Source organism: Segniliparus sp., assembly GCF_051660745.1.
In the GTDB taxonomy this organism is placed as follows: domain Bacteria; phylum Actinomycetota; class Actinomycetes; order Mycobacteriales; family Mycobacteriaceae; genus Segniliparus.
This window is the reverse complement of record NZ_JBOFQF010000042.1, coordinates 1-19297: the sequence shown is the minus strand read 5'-3', so window position 1 is coordinate 19297 and position 19297 is coordinate 1. Positions and strand designations below refer to the sequence as shown.

The window sequence follows — 19297 nt, the reverse complement described above, 5'->3', positions numbered from 1 at the left end:
ATATCCGCTGACTTGACCACTCTACGCCGACTTCGCCGCCCGTCTTGCCATCGTGATCGCGGCGGAGGTTCGTTCCGGAACTCTCCCTCACATTTTTCCTGAGAGTGTGGTACCTTGAAATTGGTTTAGATTCTTGGTGATTAGCTCGCGAGATTTTTTACGCGGCGGGCGGTACGAAACCGAGTGAGTCTCACAATTCCCCCGCGGCCCAGAGCTGGAGCACCGCTCTGATTTTTCCGACGCGAAGGAAGCGTACTTATGCCTCAAGGCACTGTGAAATGGTTCAACGAAGAAAAGGGATACGGCTTTATCGCCCCGAGCGATGGCGGCAAAGACGTGTTCGTCCACTCCTCTGGGATCGGCGACAGCGACGCGTCGATCATCCTCAAAGAGAGCCAGCGAGTGGAGTACGAGGTCGAGTCCGGCCCGCGCGGTCCGCAAGCCGTTGCTGTGGTGGCGCTTTGACCGATTCTTTCGCACGTGAAGAAAAGCACCACGACCGCGCAGGCCTGCTGTTCTCATGCAGCCCGCCGCCGCAGGAGTTCAGCGAAATATCTGTGACTCCCGAGCCGGTGGTGTTCCTCGCCCCGAGCGAGCCTGTCGAAAAGGCTTATCCGGAGCGCGACGACGCGTTTTTCCAGCCTCCGGCTCGGAGGGCGCCTGTCGCCGCATCCGCACATGGGAAGAATTCGCGGAGACGCAGGGCGCGCTAGATCAGCCTGGGGTGGTGGTGTGGTGCTGGCCGGTTGGGCTGGTCCAGTGGACGGTTCCGTCGGGTTCTTGACGGTCTTGCCAGTGGCCGTGTGTTTTGGCTCTGGGGGCACCTCCCACGAGTTCTGCGAGTGGGGGAGGGTGGTGTCTGCACAATCGTTTGAGGTTTTCGGGGATTGTTTGTCCGCCTGATTCCGGGTGCTCGTGGTTGAACGGGATGTGGGGGTACCGCCCGCGGCCCCCTCGGGGCCGTGGGGGAGGGTCGAGTTCGGTGCGTGCTCTTCGGTGGCAGCCGGGGAATCGGCAGTGCGAGTCTCGTGTGTTGACGTGGGTTTCGAGGGCCGGTGTGGGTTGGGGGTACCTCCCGCGAGCGCTAGCGAGTGGGGGAGATTGGTCTGGCGTGGTGGTGAAGCGGATGTGTTTGGCGGCTTTGGCGAGCATGCGTGCGAGTTCGGGGTCAATCGGGGTGCCGTCGAGGAGCGCGGGGATGTCCTCGCCTGAGATCAACGCGGGGAGTTGCACGACGAGTTCGATGTTCTTGGCGTGCCGCGTGGGTCTCTGCGCTGCCTTGCAGGACGGTTTGCCGCATTGGCAGGCGAGTTGGTGCTCTTCGCCGAGGACAGCTAACGCGTCGCTGTGGCGGGTGAAGATGGGGCGCGGGTCGTCGGGGCACACCGTGCGCGCGATGGCGTCGAGGCGTTCGCGGAGTTCCGCCGCCACGGAGCACCGCCGCGCTAGCCCGCTCCAATAGACTTCCCAACGTCATCCGGTCGCGCGGTCAGGAAGGAAACGCACAAGAGATGTCGGCCCCTTCCGCAACCTCGCTCGACAAGGAGAACCGCGAACTGCTGGTCGTCGAACGCGCGCGGCTGGAGGCGGAACGGGACAGGCTGCGGAACGTGCTCGCGGCGCAGCGTTTCCCCGGCTGGTTCAACAACCGGGGCTCCGACCTGTGGTACGCGCTGCGCAAAATCGAAGATCTCGAAGCCATCGAGCGCGCCCTCGCCGAAGATCCGGAGGCGCGGCTCGTGTTTTTGGACATGCGGTTCGGCGCGCGGGGCAAGGCGGCGATCGCGATCGGCGATGTCGACGTGGCGGACCGGGTCTCCGTCGCGGTGCCCGGGATGAACACGACGCCGGGGCGCAGCATGGTGGACATGGCCCGCGAGGCGAAGGCGTTGCGGGACTGCGCGACGGCGATCCTGCGCGGCCAGGGGTCGGGCGAGACGGTCGCATGCGTGGGCTGGATCGGTTACGAGACGCCGCACGCCGAGCTCGACCTCACCATGCTGCAGAGCAGGAGGTTCGGCCCGGGCTGGGGCGACGGCGCGGTCGGCGCGGTGCGCCTCTTGAGCGCCGAGCGGGCGAAACGGGGGGCGGTGGAGCTCGCCCAGTTCCTTCGGTGGCTCCGTTTCGCGGGCTCCGGCGCGCCCGAGCGGCCTTCGGTCACCGCGCTCGGGCATTCCTACGGCTCGCTCACCACATCGTTCGCCTTGCGGCGGCTGCCGAAAGGCGTGGTCGGAGACGTGGTCTTTTTCGGATCGCCGGGGATCCGGGCCGCATCCGCCCGCAAGCTCCGCCTTGAGCCGGGCCATGTGTTCGCCATGCTGGCGGAGGGCGACATGATCCGCAGGGCGGGCAGCTGGTTCGGCGGCTCTGTGGTCGAGGCCCCCTGGATCCAGCGGCTCTCGACGCGCGCCTCGGTCGGGCCGGGGGACGGGCAGCAGCACGACCGGGCCTGGGGGCATGCCGATTACCCGAGGCTCGGAGAGAACGGGCAGCTGCGCATCACCGGATACAACATGGCCTGCGTGCTCGCGGGCCGCCCCGACCTCGCCGTGCGTGGGGCCTGAGGGGCCCTGCCTGTGACCAAGTCGACGCGGTGTCGGGCTCGATGGGGAATAATCCGTCAAAATCGCAACTTGAACATTCAAGCTCCGTGTGGAAACGTGGCGCACAACCCTCGCAGCGAGGCGTGTCGATGATGAAAGGATGGAAAATGTCCGACAAGGTTCGTGACATCGGATTGCTCTTGGGGCGGCTGGGCTTCGCGGCCGCGCTGATCCCGCACGGGTGGCAGAAGGTGCATGACTACGGGTTCTCCAACGTGGTCGCGAGTTTCGACCAGATGGGCGTCCCGCTCCCCGGCGTCTCGGCGGCTGTCGCGATCGCGGCCGAGCTCGTGGCCCCCGTCCTGCTGGCCCTCGGCCTGCTCACGCCGGTGGCCGGGCTTGTGGCCGTGATCGGCTTCGTCGGCGCGCTGCTGACCGCGCCGGGGCACGTCTTCAATGGCCCGCACTTCAGCGGCGGCCTGACGAACTTGTTCGACCCGGGGCCCGCGACGGCGTGGGCGGGCGCTCCCGCCTTCCTCTTCCTGCTGGTCGCGCTGCTGATCACGGTCACCGGCCCAGGTCGCCTGAGCTTGGACGCGATCGTGTTCAAGCGTTCGGAGTGGTTCGCCAAAAAAGACTGAGCGAGAAGACTGACCGAAAGGGCCGGCCCGTATGGGCCGGCCCTTTTTCGTCGCTGCGGTCTCGCGAGTTGCCTCGGGTGGGCATTTATGTAATGCTTACCTAACTCAGCTAAGCCTAACCATGCTTTGGAGGTCATCGTGTCGCACGCCGTCGGGGAACGCCCCGAGCTCCGACGCGGCTTTGTGACCAGGCACCAGGTGACCGGCTGGCGGTTCGCGCTCCGCCGCGCCGCCTCGGGCGTGGCATTGCACGACACGAGAATGCTGGTCGAGCCGTTGCGCTCGCAGTCCCGAGCGTTCGGCCTCGGGCTTCTGCTCCTCGTCGCGGGCGTCGTGGGCTGTTTCGTGTTCTCGCTGATCAGTCCGGTCGGCGCGGCCAAGGAGCACGCCGTGCTCGCGGACAAAGCCACCGCCGCGCTGTACCTCCGGCTCGGCGACACCGTGCACCCGGTGCTCAACCTCGCCTCCGCCCGGCTCATCGTCGGCAGGGCCGAGGATCCCGCTTGGGTGCGCGGAGCCGAGCTGGACCAGTACCGCAGGGGGAACGTCCTCGGCATCCCCGGAGCGCCAGAGCGCATGGCGCAAAGCCCGGAGCGCGATGCGCAGTGGGCAGTGTGCGACGCGGCGGCGCAACCCGCGCGCGGCACAAAGCCCGTGGTCACGGTGATCGCGGGGCAAGCCGTCGCGGACAGCGCGGCCGCGGACAAGGGCGCCGCCGCGCTGCCCGCCGACCGCGCGGTGCTCGCCCGGACCGGAACGGCGACATGGCTCGTCTGGGACGGCCGCCGCGCCGAAGTCGACCTCGACGACCACGCGGTCGCCTCGGCATTGGGCCTCGACTCCGGCTCGCCCGCGCCGCGCCTGTTGTCCGACGCGTTGATCGACGTCATCCCCGAAGGGCCGCAGCTCGCCGCCCCCGCGATCCCTGGCGCGGGCGGGGCGCCCCGCTTCGCCCTTGGCCATCCCGTCGGCTCGGTCGTCGCGTCGCGGACCCTCGACGGGCGGACGCAGAACTACGCCGTGCTCCAGGACGGCCTGCAACCGGTCCCGAGGGTGCTCGCCGCGATCCTGCGCAACACCGACTCCTACGGCCTCGCCGTCCCGCCGCTGCTGGCCCCCGACCAGATCGCCCGCATCCCCGTCGTCCACAGGATCGACACGTCCGTGTACCCGGCGGACCCCGTGCGCATCGTCGACCCCGCAGCCGAGCCGGTGCTGTGCGCCAAATGGTCGAAGCCTGCGGCGGCGGCAGTCTCGACGCTCGCCCTGCTCTCCGGCGCGGCGCTGCCCGCTGTCGCGCCGGACCGGGCGGTGGACCTGGTCGCGGCGGGGGCTCCCGGAACAGCGGATCGCGTTGTGGTCGCGCCCGGCGCGGGCTACCTCGCCCAAGTCGTCGGCCAAGAGCCCGCGTCCCCGACGCGAGAGGCCATGTTCTGGGTCTCCGACACGGGCGTCCGCTACGGCCTCGACACGACCGACAAGGGCGGGAAAACGCTCGAGGCCCTCGGCTTGGGCGGCCCCGCTGTGCCAGTCCCGTGGTCGATCCTGCGCCTTCTCGCCGCTGGTCCTGCCCTCTCGCGGGCCGACGCGCTCCTCGCCCACGACAGCGTGACGGAAGCGGAGGCGGCCAAGTGACCCGTGTCCTGTTCGAGGCCAAGCGCAGGCTGCCCGCCCCGCCCGCCCGGTCCGGGGTGATCGTGGTCGAGCCGCCGCCCGAGCTGCCAAGGCTCGTCCCGCCCTCGCTGATGCGCCGCGCGATGCCGTGGGTGATCGGCCTCCTCGTCGTCGGCATGGTCGTCGCGATGGTCGCAACCGGGCTGCGCCTGATCACCCCGCAGACGTTATTCTTCCCGTTCGTGCTGCTCCTCGCCGCCACGGGCATCTTCCGAGGCTCGAACTCGGGGACGCCGGTCGCCGAAGTGGACGACGAGCGCGCGGACTACCTGCGCTATCTCTCCCGAGTCCGCCGCGAAGCCCGGGCTGCCGCGACCGCGCAACGCGCGGCGCTCGCATGGTCGCACCCGGCGCCCGGCGAGCTCGCCGAGATCGTCGGGACCCGGCGGCAGTGGGAGCGAGACCTCGGCGACGCGGACTTCCTCGCCGTGCGCGTCGGTTTCGGCTCCGTGCCCGCCGCCGCGACGCTCCGAGTCGGCGAGAGCGGCGAAGAGGCAGACCTCGAGCCGGTGTGCCAGACCAGCCTCGCGGCGCTCCTCGACGCGCATCGCGAGCTCAGCGGCGTTCCGGTGGCCATCGACCTCGCCAAGGCGAAGGAGATCGTCGTCCACGGCGCGGCGGACGAGGTCCGCGCGGCTGTCGCCGCGTGGGTCGCCGCCGCGACGACCTGGCACGACCCTGCCGTCCTCGCCGTCGCCGCAGCGAGCCCCGAGCTCGAATCGCCCGCGTGGTCGTGGCTGAAATGGCTCCCGCACACCGACATCCCCGGCAAGGCGGACGGGCTCGGACCCGCTCGCAGGCTCGCCGCCGACCCGGCGGCGCTGCCCGGCCTCATCGCCGACGCGCTCGGCCATGTGCTGGTCGTCGTGGACGACCCGGCTTGGCGGCCCGAGACGCTCCTGCCCCCCGAAGGGCTCGCGGGCGTCGTCATTGTGCGCAGGGCCGAGCAGGAGCCGTCGGACGACGAGCCCGACCACCCCGCGCGGCTCGTCCTCAAGGCAGAAGGCGGCGCCCTGCGGCGGTGGGAGCGCGGCATGTGGCGCGATTTCGTCGCGGAAGCCGACACGCTTGGCGCGGCGGAGGCGGCGCATCTCGCCCGACGGCTGGCGCGATGGGACTCCGGCCCCGTCGCCTCGGACTCGCGGGGCGCGGGCGCGCACGCCTCGGGCTTCTCCGCGCTGCTCGGCATCCGCGACGCCGCCGACCTGGACATGACCTCGCTCTGGGCCAGCAGGCCCCGCGAGCACGAGCTCCGGGTGCCGATCGGCGTCACGAGCACGGGCGAGCCGCTCATGTTCGACCTCAAAGACGAGGCCGAGGGCGGCATGGGGCCGCACGGGCTCATGATCGGCATGACCGGGTCCGGCAAGTCGCAGACCATCATGGCGATCCTGCTTTCCCTGCTCGCCACGCATCCGGCGGACCGGCTCATCGTCATCTACCTGGACTTCAAAGGCGAGGCGGGCGCCGACATCTTCCGCGATTTCCCGCAGGTCGTCGCCGTCATCTCGAACATGGCCGAGAAGCGCTCGCTCGCGGACCGGTTCGCGGACACCCTGCGCGGCGAGATCGCCCGCCGCGAGCAGCTGCTGCGCGAGGCGGGCAGGCAGGCGCAGGGGAGCGCGTTCAACTCCGTCGCCGAATACGAGAACGCCATCGCGCACGGCCACGACCTCCCGCCGATCCCCACGCTCTTCGTCGTGGCGGACGAGTTCACCCTCATGCTCGCCGACCACCCCGAGTACGCGGAGCTCTTCGACATGGTCGCGCGCAAGGGGCGTTCGCTGCGCGTCCACATCCTCTTCGCCTCGCAGACCCTCGACATCGGGCGGATCAAGGACATCGACAAGAACACCTCGTACCGGATCGGGTTGAAAGTCGCGAGCGCGGCGGCTTCGCGGCAGGTCATCGGGGTCGAAGACGCGTACCACATCGAATCGGGCAAAGAGCACAAAGGCATCGGCTACTTCGTGCCCTCGCCGGGGGCGGCGCCCGTCAAATTCCGGGCCTCGTACGTCGACGGGGTGTACGAGCCGCCCAAGGCCGCAGCCGCAGCCGCGCCGTACGCCGCGATCGAGCCGAAACGCTTCACCGCCGCATGGGCAGAGCCGGACCAGGACGAGGCCCCGGCCGAGCAGCATGCGCAGCTAGTCGTGCCCGCTTCCCTCACGAGGGCGCGCAAGCTGGTCAGCGTCATCGGCGAGCAGCTCGCGGAGCTGGGGCCCAAGGCTCCCGAGCTCTGGCTGGCCCCGCTCGACGCCCCGATCTCGCTTGGCGGCCTGATCGGCCGGTCGGCGACCGGCGGAGCACCAGCGGCGCCGCTGCGCTGGCCCATCGGCGAGATCGACCGCCCGTTCCTCATGCGCCGCGACCCGCTCGTCTTCGACGCGGCCTCCGCAGCGGGCAACATCGCGATCCACGGCGGCCCCAAGTCGGGGAAGTCGAGCGCGCTCATGACCGTGGTCCTCGCCGGGGCGGCGGCGTGCTCCCCGGAGGACGTCCAATTCCACATCCTCGACTTCGGCGGCGGCAGGCTCGCCGCGCTCGCGCCGCTCGCGCACGTCTCGGCGGTCGCCTCCCCGCACGACGAGGAGCTGGTCCGCCGGATACTCGCGGAGCTGCGCCAACTGCTCGCCGCACGCAGGCAGCTGTTCCGCGACCACTCGGTCGCCTCGGTCGACGAGTTCCGCGAGCGCCGAGCCAACGAGCCCGCCCTTCGGGACGGATTCGGCGACGTGTTCCTGCTGCTCGACGACCTCACTGCGTTCAGCAGGGCGAACACCGACCAGTTCACCACGAAGAACCCGCTGCTCGCCGAGGTCTCCGAGCTCGCGACTTCGGGGCTGGCCTATGGGATCCACGTCCTTGTGACCGTCTCGAACTGGCTCGACGTGCCCCTCGCGATGCGCGACGGGCTGGGCCTGCGGCTGGAGCTCCGCCTCACCGACCCTCGCGACAGCAACGTCCGCGACCCCGAGGCGCTGCGCAAACCGGCGGAGTCGGTCCCGGCGGACCAGCCGGGCCGGGGGATCACCACAGCGGCGGAGCACTTCCTCATCGCCGCGCCGAGGCTCGACACGGCCGACTCGGCAGAAGGGCTCACCGCCGCTGTGGCCGAGGCGGTGCGCGAGCTGGGCGCGCGTTATCCAGGGCTCGCCGCGCCCCGGGTGCGGGTCCTGCCTGCCTCGCTCGAACCCGCCTCGCTCGAACCCGTGCTGCCCGCCCGCGACCTCGTGGTCGTCGGCTTGCGCGAGGAAGACCTCGCCCCGGCTGTGGTGGACTTCGCCGCGCACCCGCTCCTGCTGGTCCTCGGCGACAGCGGCTCGGGGAAGACCACCCTCCTGCGGCACATCATCCGGTCGGTGCGCGACAACAGCAGGGCGGACCAGGTCGCGCTCACCGTCGTCGACCGGCGGCTGCGCCTGGTGGACGAGCCGCTCTTCGAGGACAACGAGCACACCACGCACCTCGACCGGGTCATCCCGGCGATGCTGGGGCTCGCCGCGCTCATGGAGAAACGCCGCCCGCCCGCTGGCCTCACGGCGCAGCAGCTGCGCGACTGGCGGTTCCCCGCCACGGCGAAAGACCCAGGACAGACGCATTACCTCCTGATCGACGACGCGGACCAGATCCCCGACGCCCCCGCGTTCAGCGGGCCGCATATCGGGCAGCGCCCCTGGGCCGGGATCGTCGGCCTCCTCGCCTCTGCGGCGGACCTCGGGCTGCGGGTCGTCGTCACGGCAAGGGCCGCAGGCTCGGGGCACACGGTCATGACCAACTCGCTCTTGCGGGGACTGGTCGACCTGCAGGCGACGACCCTCATGCTCTCCGGCAACCCGCACGACAGCGGCAAGGTCCGAGGCCACCGCTTCTCCCGTCTTCCGCCCGGCCGGGCGGTGCTGGTGGGCGACGACGACGTCCCCGCTTTCATCCAGCTCGCGAACGCGCAGAGCTCTGAGAACAGGAAGGAAGGCCGCCGATGATTTTGCGCACCCTGCCCGAAGGCATGGCCGCCACAAGCACGCTCGTCGAGGCGATCACGGCCCGGCTCGCCGCCGCGCACGTGGTCGCGGCCCCGGTCGTCACGGCGGTCGTCCCGCCCGCGATCGACTCGGTCTCGATCACAGCTGCCGCAGAGCTTTCCGCCAGCGGGGCCGGGCGGCAGGCCTCCGGCGCCACCGGCGTCGCCGAGCTGGGCGGCTCCAGCCTCGCCGTCGCAGACTCCGGGCTCAGCTACCAAGAAGGCGACCTCGCCGCCGCCGCGGCCTACGCGCTCGAAATCTGACCAGACCGAAACCGCACGAGACCGCATCCACAAGAAAAGGAGAAACACCATGAGCTTGCTCGACGCTCACGTCCCCCAATTGATCGCCTCCGAGGCCGCGTTCGGCGCCAAGACCGCGCTGATGCGGGCCACGATGGCCCAGGCGGAACAAGCCGCGATCAGCGCGCAGGCGTTCCACATGGGCGAGTCGTCCGCCGCCTTCCAGGCCGCGCACGCCCGGTTCGTCGAGGCTGCCGCCAAAGTGAACGTCCTCTTGGACATCGCGCAGGCCAACCTCGCCGACGCGAGCAGCACCTACGTCGCCGAGGACCTCGCCGCGGCGGCCTCTGGCTACAACGTCATCTGACCCAGCAACTCTTCGGAAGGACACCGCAATGACCCAAATCATGTACACCTACCCCGCGATGCTCGCGCAGGCCGCCGAGATGAACGGCTACGCCGCCACGCTGCAGGTGGTCGGCTCCGACGTGGCGAGCGAGCAGGCCTCGCTCGCGGGCGCATGGCAGGGCGACACCGGGACCAGCTACCAGGGCTGGCAGGCCCGGTGGAACCAGAGCATGGAGGAGCTGGTCATGGCCTACCGGGCGATGGCGAGCTCGCACGAGCAGAACACCCTCTCCATGAACGCCCGCGATATGGCCGAGGGCGCCAAGTGGGTGTGAATGAGCTCTGACGCGGTCGAGCTCACCGCCGCCCAGGCCTGGCTCGTCGCCGATCTGGTCGGCGCGGGCGAATACCCGTGGCCGCTCGCGATCACCCAGCCGTTCGGCAATCCGCTCGTCGCAGGAAAAATCATCGACGGGCTGCGCCAGGAGCTCGCAGGGCTCGGGGTGCTCGACTCGGACGGGAACGTCGACCAGCGCGTCGCGGCATGGGTGCGGGCGGTGTGCGCCGCTCGGCGGCGCGGGGAGACGGGCAGCTTCGAGGCGCGCACGGTCCGCGCGGGCTCGGCCGCGCCCACTGGGCGCGCGGACCAACTGCGGACCGTCGTCGTCTGCCGCGACGACTCCACCGTGGTCGCCATGCGGGCGGGCGCGCTCGTGACGCTCACCAATCTCGGCCCCGCGCACCCGAGGACGCTCGCCAGCGTTCTCACGGCGGGCTTGCCGGGGGCCGAGCCTGCGACATTCCGGCAGTTCTCGCTGCCGACGGCGGACGGAGCCCTGGCGGACGAGCGGTTGCGGGCGGGCGCCCCGGCCCAGCGGGTGCTGGCCGGGCTGGACCTTCCAGACGAGGCCCGCGACACGCTCGCGGCGATGCTCGCGGGGCCTCGCTCGTTCGTGGAGATCTCGTCCGTGTCGCCCGACCGCGCGGCGCACCCGGAGACGGCTCGTCTTGGAACAGCGGCGGATATCGGGATCGGCGTGCTCGACACTGTGGCGGGCCGGGTGCTCGTGGCTCCGTCCAAGGCTCCCGACGGCCAGTGGCTCTCCACGTTCTCGCCGGGGACCACGGCGGCGATCGCGGCGGCGCTCGCCGCGCTTGCCGAAGACGTGTTCGCCGAAGCAATGTAGATCGACAGATGGAAAGAGGTTCGATGACCGAGGGTACGACCCTGGCCCAGACATGGGAGGGGACGCCGTCGTTGGTGCGGGTGGCCGTGCTGGGCGACGGGAAGCTGGCCGATGTGGCGCTGCCGACCGACCTGCCGCTGCGCGAGATCGTCCCGGCCACCCGCCGTCTGGTCGCGCCGGGACCGGCGGACGAAGGCACGGCGGCAGCCGGTGGGAGGCGGCTCAGCCTCGCGCCGCTCGGCGGCGCGCCGTTCAGCCTCGACGCGACACTGGACGCGGTCGGGATCGTGGACGGGGACGTGCTCGTGCTGCAGCCGTTGCCCGCCGGGCCTGCCGCCGCCAGCGTGGTGGAGGATGTCGCGGACGCGGCGGCGCTCGCCGGTGCGCGTATCGGGCCCGAGTGGAGCGCCGATGTCGTCCAGCGGATCGCCAGTTCGACAGCGGTGGTGTTCTTGCTGCTCGCCGCGATCGTCGCAACCGCGTGGTGGCGCCATGGCGGCGGCGTGCCCGCGCGGTGCGCGCTCGGCGCCGTCGCGGCGGTCGCCGTTGCGGCCAGCCTCTTTGCCCGGTCCCGCGCGCCGCGCGCCGTCGTGGCGCTGTCCGTCGCGGCCTTGCTCGCCGTGGTGTGCGCCGCCGCTGCCGCAGTCCCCGGCGTGTTCGGCGCCCCGCACGTCCTGCTCGCCGCAGCTGCGGCAGCCGCGTGGTCGGCGCTCTGCGTGCTCCTGCCCGCCCGGCGGGGCGCGGCCCCGCGCGCTGTGGCGTTCTTCGCGGGGACGGCGGCCTTCGCGCTCGCCGTCTTGATCGTGTCTGCCGCCAGGGTCCTCGGAGGGCTCTCGTCGCCGGGGGCCCAGTGCGCGTTGATCCTGTTCGGCTTGGCCGCCACCGTCGCCGCGCCGTCGTTGTCGGTGCTGCTCGCGCGTCTGCCGCTGCCGGATCTGCCCGCGCCGGGCGACCCGCTGCCCGCTCCGGCAGAGGAGGGCGTCCTCGCCGGTCTGCCGCGCAAGGCCCGTTTCGCGGCTTCGCTGCACACCGGCGTGGTCGCGGGCGCGACCCTCGCGCTGGTCGTCGGCGCGGTGGGCTTGCCGGGGGCGGCGCCCGGCGCATGGGGGACGTACGTGGCGCTCGCCGCGCTCGCCGCCACCGCATTGCGCGCCAGAGTGCCCGCCGCCGTCGCGGCGAAGGCGTGGCTCGTCACGGCTCCCGCGCTCGCGTGCGTGCTCGGCGCGGCAGGCTCCGCCCGGGCGGGGGCATGGCCGTTGGCGCTCGCCATGGTCGCGGCGCTCGGCGTGGTCGCGGCGATCTGGCTGGTGGTCGCGGCGAGGCCGAAACTCGCGGACCCCGAAGGCTACTCGCTGCCCGTGCGTCGAGTGGTGAGCCTTGTCGCGCTCGCCCTGGACGCGTCGCTGATCCCCGCGATGGCGTACGTGTGCGGCGTGTTCCAGTGGGTTTTGGCCGGATGAGCGCGACGAAGCGAGCCCTGGCCGTCGCCTCGGCGGCAATCGCGTTGTCCGCCGTCCCCGCCGCAGCCGCGCCGCTGGCCGGACCGCCCGTCGTCGACCCAGCCGCGCTGCCCGCGAACACCGCGCCCGCGCCGCCGCAGCCGATGGTCCAGCGCCGCGCCTGCGTCCTCGCCGGGGGAATCCCCGACCAGGCCTTGACCGGCACGCCGCCGGACCAAGCGGCCCTCGGCCTCCCCTCGGCGCAGCGGCTCACGAGAGGGGAGGGGCAGACCGTCGCAGTCCTCGGCACCGGCGTCGCCCGCAATCCCCGGCTGACGCACCTCGTCGGCGGCGGAGACTACGTCGGGACGACGGACGGGCTGGACGACTGCGACGGCACAGGCACGCTGGTGGCCGGGATCGTCGGCGGCAGGCCCGCGCCGGGCGACGGCTTCACCGGGGTCGCCCCCGAGGCGAAGATCCTGTCGTTGCGCGTCTGGTCCGCGATGTTCAACCTGAAGGAGCCGGGCGACAACCCGACGCTCGCGCAGGCCGCCGAAGGCGTCCAGGCGCTCGCCCGTGCGGTGGCGCGCGCGGCCGACCTCGGGGCGACGGTGATCGTGATCAGCTCGGCCATCTGCGTCCCCTCGGACGTCGCGATCGACCTCGCGCCGGTCGGGGCCGCGCTGCGCCACGCGGTCGTGGACAAGGACGCGCTCGTCGTCGCTGCGGCCGGGGACACGGACCAGCCGAACTGCGCGGCGAACCCTCTCGCAGGCCAAGGCTGGGCGGGGGCCGCGACGCTCTCGGTCCCGTCGCTCTGGCAGCCGTACGTGCTGTCGGCGGCCTCGCTCACCCCGCAGGGGCAGCCGTCCGCCTCGGCGCTCGCGGGCCCATGGACATCGGTCGCGGCTCCGGGCGAGGCAGTTGTGTCGCTGTCCAACGCTCCCGACGCGGCTATCGCGAACGCATTGCTCGACGAAAAGGGCAAACCTGTCCCCGTGCGCGGCTCCGCGTACGCGGCGGGGTACGTCGCAGGCGTCGCGGCCCTGGTCCGGTCCCGTTATCCGCAACTGACCGCGTATCAGGCGATGAGCCGGATCACGCGGTCCGCGCACAACGCGGCGCGCCTGCCGTCCAGCCTTGTCGGCGCGGGGACTGTCGACCCGCTCGCGGCGTTGACCTGGGATCTGCCCGCAGGCGACGCGCAAGCCCCCAGAGCTGCGGTGAAGCAGATAGCGCCGCCCGTGCCCGCGCCGGCGGACCCGACGGCGCCGAAGGCGGTGGCGCTCGCCGGAGCCGCAGCCCTCGTCCTCGTGGTCGGCGTTGTCTTGGCCGTTTCGGCATGGCGCCGGAAAGGAGCAGCCCGATGAGCATTGCCCCTGCCAAACCGAGCCGGGCGCGGGCGACATTCGCTCTCGCGCTTGTTTTCGCCGCCGGTTTCGCCGGTGCTGGTTTCGACTGCATCGGGCGGCGGCGCGCCGCTTGCTGGCTCCTCGCCGCCATCGTGATCGCGCTGCTGTTCGTGCTCGGCAGCTGGGGCGGCACGCATGTCACCACGGCTCTGCGCCGTCGGATCGCGCTGCTGGCGCGCCGCAGGCGGGGCTTCGCTGTGCCTGCGGGGGAAGCCCCGGAACGCGTCGCGGCGCTGGTCCGAGTTGCCGCGCCGTCGGGCGCGCGCGCCCCCGATTGGCTGCCGCTGTCGTTGGTCGCGAGCTACTTGGACCGCTACGGGGTGCGGTGCGCCGCCGTGCGGGCAGCCTTCCACAGCTTCGGCGACGGCGGCCAAGAAGCCTGGATCACGCTCGTGGTGGACGCTCGGGAGAACCTCGCCGCGTTGCGGGCCCGCAACGCGCGGATCGAATTGCGCGAGCTCGCCGAGGCGGCTCGGCGCAGGCTCGCGGCGCAACTGCGCGAAGCAGGGTTCGCCGCCGACCATGCCGACGACGCGCCCAGCCTGGCGGGCGCGGGAGTCGAGGACTGGAACGGCGTGGTCGAGGACGGGGAGCGGGTCGGCGCGTACGCGGTGTCCACGGCGGGCGATCTCGACGCGCGCCTCGCGGCCATCGCGGAGTACCCCGCCCAGGAGATCTGGACGGTGCTGGAGTTCACCGGGGCCGCGCAGGGCGGCCAAAGGGCGGCGCCGAGCCTCGCGGCCGCGTGCGCGTTGCGGAAGAAAGGGCCCGTCGAGCTTCTGCCCGCAGGGCTGCGCCCGCACCGTGGGGCCCATCTGCCCGTGCTCGCGGCCCTGTCGCCCGGCTCGACCAGCCTGCTGCCCCGCCGAGCCGGTTGACCGTTGCGCCGGGTTGACCTTTGCTCCGCGCTCGACAAGAATCGTGGTCCGTGAAGATCGGCGATCGGCTCAGGGCCGCGACAGACTCGTTCGGGCCGGGCGCGCTCTGGATCCCCGTCGCGGTGGCGGCAGCGATCGCGGCCTGCAGCGTGTTCCTCGCGATCGACCTCATGACCGGGGGGTACGTCTTCAACGCGCATCCGGACATCAAAGCCCAGACTCCGTGGCTGTTCGTCGTGGCGATGACCGTCGCGGTCGCGGCGGGCGGGAACGCGCTGCTGCGCAGCTCCGAATCGGTGTGGCGGTCGTGGCAGTTCCGGATCGGCCTTCCGGTCGTGCTGCTCGCGGTGATCCTTTTCCTCGTGGCCGACGCGCAGACCAAGTCGCTCGAGTACATCCTCTTCACTCCGGACGGGCGGCTCTTGCGCCCGGCCTTCCCATACGCGCGGGCGGTCTTCGACGCGTTCGCGCTCGTGGGGCAGTTCGCGATGCTCGTGACGCTGCGCAGGCGCGACAGCTGAGCTAGTTGTCCCGGACCGCTTTCAGCACGAGGTCGGCGGGCGCTTCGCGGCCGTCCGGCAGCGCCCGCTCGCGACGGCGGGGCTCGTGCACGAGGACGGTCCATTTGTCGCCGAGGATCTCGGCGATCTGACGGGGGGCGTAGTAGTCGGCGGGGTTGAAACGGGCGTCGTGCGGCTCGTGGCCCGCCATGTCGTGGCCGACGACCAGCAGCGTGCCGCCGGGCGCGACCGCGTCGAGGAAGCCCCGAACGCCCTCTTCGCCTGCGGCGAGGGGCAGCGGGTAGTACTGCATCGAGACGAGGTCGAACCTGCCGCGTTCGGGCGGGGACGCGACGAGGTCGGCCTGCAGCCAGGTCACCGCGCCCGTCTGCACGGCCGAGGCGGCGCGTTCGAGCGCCACGGAGGAGATGTCGGCGGCGACGACTTCCCAGCCGTGCTCGGCGAGCCAGCGAGCGTCGCCGCCTTCCCCGCAGCCGACGTCGAGCGCGAGGCCGGGGGCGTGCCCCGTCATCTCGGCGACGAGGGCCGCGTTCGGCAGGCCGCTCCAGATTTGCCCGCGTTCTCGGTACAGCTCGTCCCACTCGTTCTCGCGCATAACGGATATGGTGCCGCCGCTCTCGCGTTTCCGCAATAAAAATTGCGAGAACTGCAATAATGGGCCGATGGACTCCGCCCCGCTCGACTCCATCGGCCCCCGGCTGCGCCTCCTGCGCCAGCGGCGTTCGATGACGTTGCGCGATGTCGCGGAAGCCACCGCCATCACGACGAGCACGTTGTCGCGATTGGAGTCGGGGCAGCGGAAACCGACGCTGGAGCTGCTCTTGCCGCTCGCGAGGCTGTACCGCGTCGCGCTGGACGAGATCGTCGACGCGCCGCCGACCGGCGACCCGAGGGTGCATTTGCGGCCCATCCGCAGGGACGGCAAGGTCGTCGTCCCGCTCACTCGCAGGCCGGGCGGCCTGCAGGCGCTCAAGTTCGTGCATCCGCCCAGCTCGGGCGAGGCCGTGCCGCAGCAGCGCTCGCATGAGGGCTATATCTGGGTCTACGTCTTGAACGGCGCGCTGCGGCTGGTGCTCGGCGACAAAGACCTCGTGATGCGGGCGGGCGAGGTCGCGGAGTTCGACACGCGCGTGCCGCACTGGCTCGCGAGCGCCGGCCCGGAGCCCGTCGAGTACATCGGGATCTACGGGCCGAACGGAGAGCGGATGCGCGGCGTCGGCGACCCGGATCTCGCAGATCTCTAGCCGGGCGGAGCCGCTTCGCGGAGCCTGGCCTCGATGAACTGCCGCTGCGCGGCGTTCGTGGTGAGCGCGAGCGCCGCGCGGAACGCGTCGGCGGACTCGTCGCGCCTGCCGAGCCTGCGCAGGAAGTCCCCTCGTGCGGCGTGGAACGGCTGGTACTCGCGCAGCCGCTCGGCGAGTCCGGCGGTCGCGGCGAGCCCGGCGGCCGGTCCCGCCGTCTGCGCGATGGCGACCGCGCGGTTGAGCGCGACGACCGGGGTCGGGGCGACTGCCAGGAGCTGGTCGTAGAGCGCGACGATCTGCGCCCAGTCGGTGTCCTCGGCGCGTGGCGCGTCGGCGTGCACGGCGGCGATCGCGGCCTGGACCTGGTACGGCCCGGGCCTCGACCGGCGAAGGCACTCGCGGACGACGGCGTGGCCCTCTGCGATCATCGCCCGGTCCCAGAGCCCCCGGTCCTGGTCCGCGAGGAGGACGAGGCTCCCGTCGGGGCGGGTCCGCGCCCGGCTGCGGGCGCGGGTGAGGAGCATCAGCGCCACGAGCCCGAGCGCCTCCGGCTCGTCCGGCATGAGCTCCGCCACGAGACGGCCGAGCCGGATCGCCTCGGCGCAGAGGTCTTCTCGGACGAGGCCGTCCCCGCCCGAGGCCGAGTGGCCCTCGGTGAAGACCAAATACAGCACGGCCAGCACGGAGCGCAGACGGTCGGGCAGATCCGCCTCGGCGGGCACCCGGTAGGGGACGCCCGCCGAGCGGATCTTGTGCTTGGCCCTGGTGATCCGAGCCGCCATCGTCGCCTCGGGCACGAGGAAGGCCCTGGCGATCTCCGTGGTCGTGAGCCCGCCCAGCAGGCGGAGGGTGAGCGCGATCCGGGCCTCTTCGGCGAGCGCGGGGTGGCAGCAGGTGAAGATGAGCCGCAACCGGTCGTCCCGCACGCCGCCCCCCTCGGTCTCAGCCGAGTCGGCGGGCTCCGCGTCGTTGCTCGGACCGCTCTCCCGGTACGCCTTGACCACGAGCTGGCGGCCTCGGCTCTCGCGGCGCAGCCGGTCGAGCCCCCGGTTCCGCGCGGTCGTCGCGATCCACGCGCCCGGATTGGGCGGCATGCCCTGCTCGGGCCATTTCTCAAGGGCGGTCGCGAACGCGTCGGACACCGCGTCCTCGGCGACGTCGATGCTGCCGAAGGCGCGGATCAGCCCGGCGACGACTCGTCCGTGCTCCGCTCGGAACACGCGGGCGACGTCACCCGCGCCGCCCTCGGCGGTCATTCGGACGAGTTGCCGCACCCAGGGGCGAGGCCCCGGACCTCGACGGGGCAGCGGACGGCGCGGGAGACCTCGGCGGCCCAACGCCGGGCCTCCGCCTGGTCCGGGACCTCGACCAGGTTGAACCCGCCGAGCTGCTCCTTGGTCTCCGCGTAGGGGCCGTCGACGGTGGTCACGAGGTCGTCCTGGTGCGCGGTCACCACTGCTGCGGTGTCGGCGGGCTCAAGGCCTGCGGAGAAGATCCACACGCCCGCGTCCTGCATTTCCCGGGTCACTGCCCGAGCGTCGCGCATGATCGCCGCGAGCTCGTCCTGCGGCGGTTGCACGGCGTCTTCCGGGTAGACGATGGAGAGCATGTATTGCGCCATAGCCGTCGTTCCTTCTCTCTTCGACGAGGTCAGTCCTGCTGGGGCTCGTCTTGGAAGGGGCGGACCTCCACGGCGTTCCCGCATGCGGCGGAAGCCTCGCCCGCCCATTGCAAGGCCGCGTCGAGGTCCTGCGCCCGGATGATCCAGAAGCCGCCGAGGAACTCTTTGGCCTCCGCGTACGGCCCGTCCGTGATGGTCGTCTTGCCTGCCTCGTTGCGCACGACGGTGGCCGTCTCGACGGATTCGAGGCCGCCCGCGAAGACCCAGGCCCCTTGCTCTTGCAGCTTCTTGTTGAGCTTGTCGACTTGGCCGAAGAACTTCTCCATCTCCTCCGGGGAGGGCAGGGGGGCGTCGTTGCAGCCGTGGACTGCGAGGAGGTATTGCTTCATATCTGGGCCCTTTCTCGGACTGTCTGTCTTTTTTGTTCTCCGTGGCCGCTCCTCGGCGGCCTCGTCAAAGCGACGAACGGGCCAAGGCGAAATCGACAACTCGGAATGATTCTTGACTGTGATCCACAGCACACGATACGCGCCTTCCGTTTCGCGGACATTGACATGCAAGTATTTTCTTGCATAATGGAGGGGTGCGACCGGAAGCCGACAAGGTCTTCAAGGCTCTCGCCGACCCGACTCGGCGGAGCCTGTTGGACCGATTGCGCGAGCAGAACGGCCAGACCCTTGGCCAATTGTGCGAAGGAATCGCGATGACCAGGCAGGCGGCCACCCAGCATCTGGCCGTGCTCGAAGCCGCCAATTTGGTCGCCGTGGCCAGGCGGGGCCGGGAGAAACTGCATTACCTCAATCCCGTGCCGCTGCACGAGATCGGGCAGCGGTGGATCGACACGTTCGAGCGTCCGCGCCTGCGGGCGCTCGAAGCCATCAAACAACGAGCGGAGGAATCCATGACCGTCATCCCTAGCTATGTCTACGTCACCTACATCGACAGCACGCCGGAAAAAGTGTGGCAAGCGCTGACCGACGCCGACCTCACGGCGAGCTACTGGGGCCATAGCAATATCTCGGACTGGCAGGTCGGCTCGCCGTGGGAGCACCGCCGGACCGACGGCTCGGGCGTCGCCGACGTGGTCGGCACGGTGCTGGCGAGCGACCCGCCGCGCAAACTCGTGACCACCTGGGCCGAGCCGTCGACGCCGGACGCGGTCTCCCGGGTGGTCTTCGACATCAAGCCCCACGGCACGATCGTCCAGCTCACCGTCACCCACGAGAACCTGCCCGACGAGGCCGCGCTCCGTGCGATCAGCGGCGGTTGGCCCGCTGTGCTGTCCAACCTCAAATCGCTCTTGGAGACCGGCAGCCCCCTCTCCGAGATCCCGTGGCGGCATTTGGGCGAGTGAGCGTCCGCTCAGCGGGCCCCCAGCGCGATGGAGCGGGGGCTCGCTGAGCCTGTGCGTAGTGTTTGGCGGTTTGGCGGAGCCAGGCGGTCTCGGTGGCGAGGTCGGCGTCGGGGTGGTCGCCTGCGAGGCGGGCGAAGCCGTCGGGGTGGTCGGTCCCGTCGTCGGCGC

At 71.2% G+C, this 19297-nt stretch carries 20 protein-coding genes; 15 read left to right on the top strand and 5 right to left on the bottom strand.

The window, feature by feature from the left end:
* Positions 1–258: 258 nt before the first annotated feature.
* Positions 259–465, top strand: a complete 207-nt coding sequence (locus tag ACRC20_RS14385) for a cold-shock protein (RefSeq protein ID WP_438687074.1) — start codon at positions 259–261, stop codon at positions 463–465.
* 249 nt (positions 466–714) lie between these two features.
* On the opposite strand, the gene ACRC20_RS14380 is transcribed toward ACRC20_RS14385, so the two are convergent.
* Positions 715–1386: a DUF222 domain-containing protein gene (locus ACRC20_RS14380; protein WP_438687425.1), complete on the bottom strand. Its 672-nt coding sequence runs from the start codon at positions 1384–1386 to the stop codon at positions 715–717.
* A 125-nt stretch (positions 1387–1511) separates the two neighbouring features.
* On the opposite strand from ACRC20_RS14380, the gene ACRC20_RS14375 reads away from it, so the two are divergent.
* From ACRC20_RS14375 to ACRC20_RS14320, 12 genes are all read left to right on the top strand, one after another.
* Positions 1512–2564, top strand: a complete 1053-nt coding sequence (locus ACRC20_RS14375; RefSeq protein WP_438687073.1) for an alpha/beta hydrolase — start codon at positions 1512–1514, stop codon at positions 2562–2564.
* Positions 2565–2710: 146 nt separating this feature from the next.
* On the top strand, positions 2711–3184 hold the full coding sequence (locus tag ACRC20_RS14370; RefSeq protein WP_438687072.1) for a DoxX family protein: 474 nt from the start codon (positions 2711–2713) through the stop codon (positions 3182–3184).
* Between the two features lie 138 nt (positions 3185–3322).
* Positions 3323–4819: a type VII secretion protein EccB gene (gene eccB, locus ACRC20_RS14365; RefSeq protein ID WP_438687071.1), complete on the top strand. Its 1497-nt coding sequence runs from the start codon at positions 3323–3325 to the stop codon at positions 4817–4819.
* Positions 4816–8841, top strand: a complete 4026-nt coding sequence (eccCa, locus tag ACRC20_RS14360) for a type VII secretion protein EccCa (protein ID WP_438687070.1) — start codon at positions 4816–4818, stop codon at positions 8839–8841. Before eccB ends, eccCa begins: the two co-directional genes overlap by 4 nt.
* On the top strand, positions 8838–9143 hold the full coding sequence (locus ACRC20_RS14355; RefSeq protein ID WP_438687069.1) for a PE family protein: 306 nt from the start codon (positions 8838–8840) through the stop codon (positions 9141–9143). Before eccCa ends, ACRC20_RS14355 begins: the two co-directional genes overlap by 4 nt.
* 49 nt (positions 9144–9192) lie before the next feature.
* Positions 9193–9489, top strand: coding sequence for a type VII secretion protein EsxS (locus ACRC20_RS14350; protein ID WP_438687068.1), 297 nt, complete (start codon positions 9193–9195; stop codon positions 9487–9489).
* Between the two features lie 28 nt (positions 9490–9517).
* On the top strand, positions 9518–9805 hold the full coding sequence (locus ACRC20_RS14345) for a WXG100 family type VII secretion target (protein WP_438687067.1): 288 nt from the start codon (positions 9518–9520) through the stop codon (positions 9803–9805).
* Positions 9806–10657, top strand: a complete 852-nt coding sequence (locus ACRC20_RS14340) for an ESX secretion-associated protein EspG (RefSeq protein ID WP_438687066.1) — start codon at positions 9806–9808, stop codon at positions 10655–10657.
* A 23-nt stretch (positions 10658–10680) separates the two neighbouring features.
* Complete coding sequence (eccD, locus tag ACRC20_RS14335) at positions 10681–12117, top strand: type VII secretion integral membrane protein EccD (protein ID WP_438687065.1); 1437 nt, start codon at positions 10681–10683, stop codon at positions 12115–12117.
* On the top strand, positions 12114–13469 hold the full coding sequence (gene mycP, locus ACRC20_RS14330) for a type VII secretion-associated serine protease mycosin (protein ID WP_438687064.1): 1356 nt from the start codon (positions 12114–12116) through the stop codon (positions 13467–13469). The genes eccD and mycP overlap by 4 nt, the downstream gene beginning before the upstream one ends.
* Positions 13466–14389: a type VII secretion protein EccE gene (eccE, locus tag ACRC20_RS14325; RefSeq protein WP_438687063.1), complete on the top strand. Its 924-nt coding sequence runs from the start codon at positions 13466–13468 to the stop codon at positions 14387–14389. The genes mycP and eccE overlap by 4 nt, the downstream gene beginning before the upstream one ends.
* 50 nt (positions 14390–14439) lie before the next feature.
* Positions 14440–14910, top strand: a complete 471-nt coding sequence (locus ACRC20_RS14320; RefSeq protein ID WP_438687062.1) for a hypothetical protein — start codon at positions 14440–14442, stop codon at positions 14908–14910.
* Between the two features lies 1 nt (position 14911).
* Here the strand turns inward: ACRC20_RS14320 and ACRC20_RS14315 are convergent, their stop codons facing one another.
* Positions 14912–15505 (bottom strand): class I SAM-dependent methyltransferase, encoded by a 594-nt coding sequence (locus tag ACRC20_RS14315; RefSeq protein ID WP_438687061.1) that lies wholly within the window; start codon positions 15503–15505, stop codon positions 14912–14914.
* 67 nt (positions 15506–15572) lie between these two features.
* Here ACRC20_RS14315 and ACRC20_RS14310 point away from each other — a divergent pair, with 67 nt between their 5' ends.
* Positions 15573–16154, top strand: coding sequence for a helix-turn-helix domain-containing protein (locus ACRC20_RS14310; protein WP_438687060.1), 582 nt, complete (start codon positions 15573–15575; stop codon positions 16152–16154).
* On the opposite strand, the gene ACRC20_RS14305 is transcribed toward ACRC20_RS14310, so the two are convergent.
* The 3 genes from ACRC20_RS14305 to ACRC20_RS14295 are packed head-to-tail and all read right to left on the bottom strand — an operon-like array spanning position 16151 to position 18164.
* Positions 16151–17410, bottom strand: coding sequence for an RNA polymerase sigma factor (locus ACRC20_RS14305; protein WP_438687059.1), 1260 nt, complete (start codon positions 17408–17410; stop codon positions 16151–16153). The genes ACRC20_RS14310 and ACRC20_RS14305 overlap by 4 nt on opposite strands.
* Positions 17407–17775, bottom strand: coding sequence for a YciI family protein (locus tag ACRC20_RS14300; protein WP_438687058.1), 369 nt, complete (start codon positions 17773–17775; stop codon positions 17407–17409). Before ACRC20_RS14300 ends, ACRC20_RS14305 begins: the two co-directional genes overlap by 4 nt.
* A 29-nt stretch (positions 17776–17804) precedes the next feature.
* Complete coding sequence (locus tag ACRC20_RS14295; RefSeq protein ID WP_438687057.1) at positions 17805–18164, bottom strand: YciI family protein; 360 nt, start codon at positions 18162–18164, stop codon at positions 17805–17807.
* 194 nt (positions 18165–18358) lie between these two features.
* Here ACRC20_RS14295 and ACRC20_RS14290 point away from each other — a divergent pair, with 194 nt between their 5' ends.
* On the top strand, positions 18359–19129 hold the full coding sequence (locus ACRC20_RS14290; protein WP_438687056.1) for an ArsR/SmtB family transcription factor: 771 nt from the start codon (positions 18359–18361) through the stop codon (positions 19127–19129).
* The last annotated feature ends 168 nt before the right edge of the window (positions 19130–19297 follow it).